Source organism: Paenibacillus sp. 01L418, assembly GCF_056400045.1.
Genome location: NZ_JBFTSN010000323.1, coordinates 1 through 7434, shown reverse-complemented (window position 1 = coordinate 7434; position 7434 = coordinate 1). Strand labels below are relative to the sequence as shown.

Here is a 7434-nt window from a genome sequence, read left to right as displayed (position 1 = left end):
TCGTTACTCCAGATGTCACCTGCTTATCGGTTACAGCAATCCCAGTTACTGATCTCGTTATATAGCCTGCTTTACTCACAGCAATAGAATAACCCGATCCTTGCGGTATATCTGATAAGGTGAATTCACCTGCCGCACTTGAAACTGCCGCATATTCTACTCCTTTAATGACAGTTTTTAAGGCAGCATCCGCCAGCTTGTTGCCTGCTGCATCCTGCACTTCACCGCTGATCGCACCGGTTCCTTCACCTAGAAAACCTACTGCAACCGCATCAACTAAAGCCCAGTTTCCTGCATTCGCGTTTGCGTAGAAGCCTAACGTCAGCTCCCCGCGCTCTACCTTCACAACCATGCTGAATGGCGTCATTGCATTTGTTTTTGGAATATTTAGACGTGCCAGCTCACCTTTCGAGTCCTTGGCGTACATATAATATTCCTTCTGCTCACCGCCATTATAGAACCATGCTGAAACCGTATAATAACCGTTTGCAAGCCCTGTAATCGTCTGATTAGCATCCGATTCATAGGCTCCCGCATGCCAAAGATTTAGTACATAACTTCCATCCTTAGGATTATCTTTCGAAGCAAAGGTTGCATTTGCTGTTCCCGTAATGTTCCACCCTGGAAGAGTATATTTATCGGCACCCTGCTGCTCAAAACCAGCATTTATTAACGGTATTTTCGCAGCTAAAATGATGTTGCCAGCTTTTGTTGTCTGACGAGTCGTAACATCAACCGCTGAGGCCGAGCCGTTTAAATATCCTTCTTTGCTTGCCGAAACGGCGTAACCATTGCCGCCTAATACATCAGCAAGTACATATTGTCCCGCTGCATTCGTCTTTGCGGTATAGGTTTTCTCACCCTTAACTGCAATGACCGTCGCATCTTCAACAGGCGAGTATGAGCTGTCTAATACGATACCTGTTATCGCCCCAAGATTATTCAATAGCGTCAAATGAACATCACTAGTCGTTTCGCCAACTTTAACCGAAACAGGGGATGACTCTGCATTTAAATAACCTGATTTTATGGCAATGACCTTATAGTTGATTCCCGCAGGTATGTTCACTAGTCGATATTCACCAGCTGCATTGGTCAATGCGGAATACACTTTACCTGCTGCAGTAACGCTAACTTGTGCTTTATCGATTGGTGCTTTGTCACTTCCAATGATTGTACCTGCTATCGTGCCTGAATTTAATGCTAAAGATAAATCAATCGACGAAGTCGTCGACCCAATTGCTATCGAAGCGTTGACAGCTCTCTCACTAACATAACCTTCTTTAGCAGCCGTCACAGTCACGTTTGTGGCAGCAGGCAAATCAGCAAGCGTATACTGACCTGAGCTATCCGTAACTACGCTGTATACAACGCCATCAATCATCGTACTTACCTTCGCATCAATAACCGCATTATGGTTTTGATCCTTAACGGTTCCCGTAATAGCGCCGCCGATCATTGCAATATTCTGATTCGACGTGAAAGTACCCGGTTCCATGAGGTTAACGGAAATATTTCCGCCTTCATACCCGCTTTTTGCAGCTGTAATCGTATAGGCTTTGCCGATTGGCAAATCCGGAATGAAATAGTTCCCAGCTGCATCCGATTTTGTCGTCAACATCGTACCATTTACATCAACAGCTATCGTCGCATGAGCGATGCTTTTGCCAAGCGCGCCTCGCACAACACCCGAAATATGTCCAAGCGTCGACCCTTCCGTATTTTGCTTGTAGGCATCATGAGCGGGCAATGCTTTGCCATCAAAATCAAACAAAGTCGTATTTGACACCACGTTCAAATCGGGTTGATCGTCAATTTCTTTAATTGCCCAGCCTACACCCGGCACAGCAATCATAATCGGGTCCCAATATAGATCGCCGATAACTCTGCCATTATCTATGCTCTTCAGACCGTTGAATAAATTAATCATAAATTCTTTTTGCCCTTGTGGAGAGCTCGTATCTGCTGGGTATGGTCCGTTATCGTTTAGCTGGCCTATAGTGCCGTTTGGCAGCGTGGGATTCCAGTTATATCCAGTCTCCATAATCATAATATCTTTATCATATTTTTTGCTGAAATAATTACAAAACGCAACGATTTGTTCAATCGTGTCATCCGTCCAGAACGGATAATAGGACGGTCCGATAATATCATAAGGGACCTCTCTTGCCTCTATCTCATCAAAAAAGTTTTCATATTTGCTCGTGTTGCCTGCGTCATCCAAATGCAGAATGACCTTTGAGGTCGGAGAAGCCTTCTTAACCTCTTCCGCTCCGGCTTTAAGGAATCTTGCTAGATTAGCCCAGCTCCCTCCAGATGCTCTGCCGTAAGGAAACAAAATACCCGATTGCATTTCATTGCCTAATGACACGAACTCCGGCGTCGTGCCTTGGTCTACCATTGCTTCCATAACGTCTAGCGTATATGCACGCAAAAGCTCCTCCAGCTTAGTCACCTTTGCAGCATCGTCTGCCAAATCCTTAATCGCCGTTTGCCATGCGTTAGGAATATTATGTGTAGCGCCGTTCGTCCAGTAATCGCTATAGTGGAAGGACAATTGAATTTGCAAACCTGCAGCTTTTGCACGTTTGGCAAGCTTCAGAATGTCCGCCTTATCCATGATGCCTGCTGGACGGTAATAGCTGCCGTCGCCATGGCCTTTGCCCGGCTCATTATAGACGCGCAGACGTACGATATCGTGGCCGTTTTCTTTCAACAGCTGAAATAAATCCTTCTCATATCCTTTGCTGTCGTAAAATTTGCCGCCTTGCGATTCTACATAAGTAAGCTCTGAGACATCGCCGCCTTTGAGAAATTTATACGGCTGGTCATCCTTCACCAGCTCGACAAAATCAAGCTTCGTCCAGTTGCCTGCTTTTGCATCTGAGAATAAACCGATCGTCGCTGTTCCATTCGTAACCTGAATGCCGCGCAAATACACCTTTGTCCAGGTGCTGCCGATCGGTACCGCAGCTCTCGCCTCCGAGGTGCCATGGTCACGGGCGAATATGTAGCTCGCATGCTGGCCTCCGCCATTTTGCGCCCATGCTGTCAGCGTGTAATACCCGTTCTCTAGTCCCGTAATCGTCTGGGAGGTAGTCACCTTATAATCGTGATCAGAATAATGCGTTAAGCCATAGCTGCTTAAATAGCCCGGTGCTTCCGTATAGGAAGCGTCCATATCGCCTTCCTCTGACCAGGAGCTGATGACCTGAGCTGGTTCTTCCGCTTCGAAGCCCTGATTGCCAATTGCTACGCCAACAGGCTCCAGCTGGGCTTCCTCTTCTTTAACCAGTGAAATCAGATCGACACCAAGCCATTTGTCTGCAGCTCCGTCTGCATAAAAGCCGATCGTAACCTGATTGTTTTCAATAACGACTGGTAAGCTAATTTTGGTCCACGAGGATGAGCTGACCGGAATATTCACCTTCACTTCTGCTCTTCCCGTGTTTTTCGCGTACATATAGCTTTGTGTAAAGCCGTCGCCTCTTGCAACCCAAGCCGATAACGTATAGGTACCGTTCTCCAGCCCCGTTGCGGTCTGAAACGTATCCGCTGTATAAGCGTTAGCGCTCCAGTAGTTCAGACGCTTCGTGCCACCATTCTCAGGAGTCCAATCTTTAATAGAGATAGGCGTCTCGCTGCCTTCTGGCCCGAAGCTCGTCTCCCATCCTGTTAAATCATGCTCAAAGCTCGTATTTTCAAGAGCTTTTGCCGGAGCAGCTTCATCCAAGACGAGCGTAATCAAATCAACGCCCATAAAGTTGTTTGCATTGCCATCCGCATAGAAACCCAATGTCAGCTGGTTGTTTGCAACGACTAATGGCATGCTGATTTGTACCCATGTGCTGCTCTCCGGCACATTTGCTTTTACTTCAGCAAGTCCCGTGTCTTTGGCATACATATAGCTCTCATTAAATCCTGCTCCGCGCTCTACCCATGCGGATAACGTGTAGGAACCATTTTTCAAACCAGTAATGGTCTGATGCGTGTTAGCTGTATAAGCTGACGCGCTCCAATAATCCAATCGTTTGGTACCGCCTCCGGTTGGAATCCAGCTTCCCTGAATCGTAATCGGCGTCGTTCCTTCACCCGGTGTAAACGATGTATTCCACGAAGCAAGATCACTCTCAAAGCTTCCGTTTGGCACAATAATCGGCGTGCCTGCTGCATAAACTACAGGCCTATGAACACCTGTAAACAACCCCAATACGATACAAAACATAACAAAAATACTAATGCCCTTTTTACTGCTTCTTCTACTCAATTGGTTCACCCCTTCATCCCTGTTATTGATCCCCTTCGTCAAACACGAACCAAATAAAGCGCTGTCATTTATGGCAATGAAAATCGCTTTATGAGATATTACCTCTTTAACTTTAAAGGATTTGAAGTATACTACAAGCAGTACAAATGCAATATTTATGCAGGTTTGATAGCCTTTTCTATACAAAAAAACAGCATTTTGAGTTTTCACTCTCAAAATGCCGTTAGCTGGCCTTTACAAAAAGAAATCCCCAACGCTGAGGCGAAGGGGATTTCCGGTTATTGACCTAATAATATTTTTGCATAAGGTGAATCGATAGGCATCATAATGACTGGCTCGTTTTTCAACGTCGTCGCATAGCTCTCCAAAGTCCGATAGAAATTGTAGAACTGCGGGTCGCTGCCGTATGCTTTGTTATAAATAACGGCTGCTTCACGCTCGCCCTCAGCGACGATTTTTTTGGCATCAGCCTGCGCTTGCGCTAATAGCTCCGTAGCTGTACGATCCGCTTTGGAAGTAATTTTTCGCGACTCCTCATCACCTTCGGACAAGTAGCGTGCTGCGATCGATTGACGATCTGAAATCATCCGGTTGTATACGCTTTGCTTGTTTTCTTCCGGCAAATCGGTACGTTTAATGCGAACATCGATAACCTCAATACCATAATTATCACGAGTCAACGCAGACACAACATCCTTCGTAATCTCATCGTTAATATTGCCGCGCGCTGTGTTCTCACTAATGATATTATCGTAGTTGACCTCTGATAGCTTACGGCGAACAGAGTTGTACACGGCCTCATCGATCCGTTGTATACCGCCGCTGACCGACTGCACCGTTCTTAAAAACTGTGATGCATTCGTGATGCGCCATACCGTATAATTGTCTACTACGATCGGCTTCTGATCCTTCGTTAGAATCGTCGTCGGCGTGCTTTCATATGTCATTTGATATTTCGGCAGCGTCGATACGTTCTCAATAAACGGAAGCTTAAATTTAAGGCCCGGCTCTGGCACAGCTCTCATCGCTTCACCAAATCGAAGCACAACCTTATATTCGCCTTCCTTCACGATATACATCGAGCCTGAGCCCAGTATGACAACAATCAGCACAACTATAATTGTTAACCATTGGTTTCTTTTCATTGTGCGTCACCTCCTTGCGGAGCTTCTGTGACTGGCGGCGGCGTTGTTACCGGCGGAGTCGTCGTGCTGCCGCTACCGCTGCGCAGCAATTCATTTAGCGGCAAATAATTTACGGTATCGCTGTTCGAATTCGTAATAAAGATTTTCGCGTTTGGCAATATTTTTTCAAGCGTCTCCAGCACCAAACGACTTTGGGTAACATTCGGATTTTTTTTGTACTCGCCGAATATTGCATTAAACTTGGCAACGTCACCCTCGGCGTTCAGAATCCGAGATTTCTTCTGTCCTTCGGCATTTTCAAGAAGCGCCTGCGCCTCACCGCGCGCTTTCGGAATACGGTCATTCTCGTACTTCGCAGCGTTATTAATTTTTGTATTTTTCTCCTCGCGTGCATTCGTTACCTCACGGAAGGCCTCAGCCACTTGACCGCTTGGCGGCTCGATATCCTGGAACTTAATATCAATGATTTGTATGCCGGTTTTGTACTTGGACTGCAGCTCAATCAGCTTCTCCCGAACCTTGTCTTGGATGACTGTCTTACCGTCAGTAATGGCGTAATCAAGCTTCTCCGAGCCGATTACTGCACGAATCGAGGAGCTTGCTGCATTTCGCAGAAACTGCTCCGCATCGGAAATATTGTATAAGTAATCATGAATGTTGCTTATCTTCCATTGTACAACCGCATCCGCGGAAACGATGTTTTCATCACCCGTGATCATCATCGCTTCATCATCATTTGGAATGGCTTCAGAGCCCACTTGACGATAACCGATATGAATCCGCTGTGTCAGCTCCGCTTTTACAATTTTGACATCTTGAATCGGATAAGGCCATTTAAAATGCAAACCTGCTGAAGTTTCATTCGAATACTTGCCAAAGGTTAAAATGGCTGCCCGTTCCTGCTCCTGTACTGTGTAAAAGGAGGTTGTTCCTAAATAAATGACGATAACTGCGGCGACGATACCGAATACGATTTTTTTAACCGTACTTGGCTTTAGCTCTGGCGGCCTTCGACCGCTCATACTGTGATTCTCGCCTAGGTTCTGATTTTGATCTGTAAAGCTCAAAGAAATCTCCCCTTCCAAGCATCTTTTATATGGCTATAGGGGATAATACGCGAAAACGATGAAAAAGTAACCGATTTTGTCATATTTTTCTTAGCTTTCGTATTAAATAGCTCATTTCCTGCATTTTACTTGCTATTAATCCATTTTAGTCGCTATTGCGCCTGTACATAGAGCAGCAGCTTAGACTCCGATGGTGCCAGCTCAATGTGGTGTCCGTCGCCCTCTGTCACGGCTTGCCCCTCCTGTCCACTCCACAAATCCCGAACGACTATCCCCTTAGAGGAATCTATGCCCATTCTTGCAAATGATGCGTGCAACAAGCTTTCCTTCTCTACTTCGAAATTAAAAGCAGCGACGTAAGTCCCTTCCTCTGCTCGCAACATGAACAGATTTTCACTTTTGTTCCCACTGCTGCACTCAACTGGACGGAAGGTTACACCTCGTTTAGCTAACGCCATGATTTCTGGATTTGTCATCCATTCCTTGGCCCGCCGCGCTGCCTCCTCCATTCGGTAATCATCGCCGAGCAGAAGCGAGGTACCCGCAATCACCGCACTGTTCAAACGGCTTCTCCCTTCATGCTCGCTAATCGCACGCTGGTTGTCGCTTTTGTAGAGGACAACATGGTCGGGGTCGTTGAAACGATACAAGCTATCGTTAATCCACCAGCCATACGTTAACGCGTTAAGCATATATTCGGTATCATTGATCGTTCCGAATGCATCGCAGGATACACGGCGGCTGTGTGCATAGCCATGCGGAAATAACGGAGCAATAGACAGATTAATTAAGAACGGTCTGCCAATTTTCTCAGGATTCAGTGTCTCACGTACACAAGCCATACCTTTGTTGTACGCCTGTATTCCTGTTCTTATATCGGGGTCATAGAATACGCCTTCCATTGCGCCATGCGTCAGAAAATCCAGCTTAACATAATCAAAGCCCTGCTCTACAA

At 46.1% G+C, this 7434-nt stretch carries 4 protein-coding genes; all 4 read right to left on the bottom strand.

From position 1 onward, the window contains the following. The coding region (locus tag AC1DSE_RS26315; RefSeq protein WP_477528434.1) for a glycosyl hydrolase 53 family protein at positions 1 to 4267 on the bottom strand (4267 nt) is incomplete at its 3' end. Positions 4268 to 4545: 278 nt separating this feature from the next. Next, positions 4546 to 5412, bottom strand: a complete 867-nt coding sequence (gene hflC, locus AC1DSE_RS26310) for a protease modulator HflC (RefSeq protein WP_339204548.1) — start codon at positions 5410 to 5412, stop codon at positions 4546 to 4548. Continuing rightward, a complete protein-coding gene (gene hflK, locus AC1DSE_RS26305; RefSeq protein WP_441876455.1) occupies positions 5409 to 6479 on the bottom strand; it encodes an FtsH protease activity modulator HflK in 1071 nt (356 codons plus the stop codon). The genes hflC and hflK overlap by 4 nt, the downstream gene beginning before the upstream one ends. A gap of 152 nt (positions 6480 to 6631) precedes the next feature. Then, positions 6632 to 7434 (bottom strand): alpha-galactosidase (locus AC1DSE_RS26300; protein ID WP_477528433.1); only part of this gene is annotated, 803 nt, incomplete at its 5' end.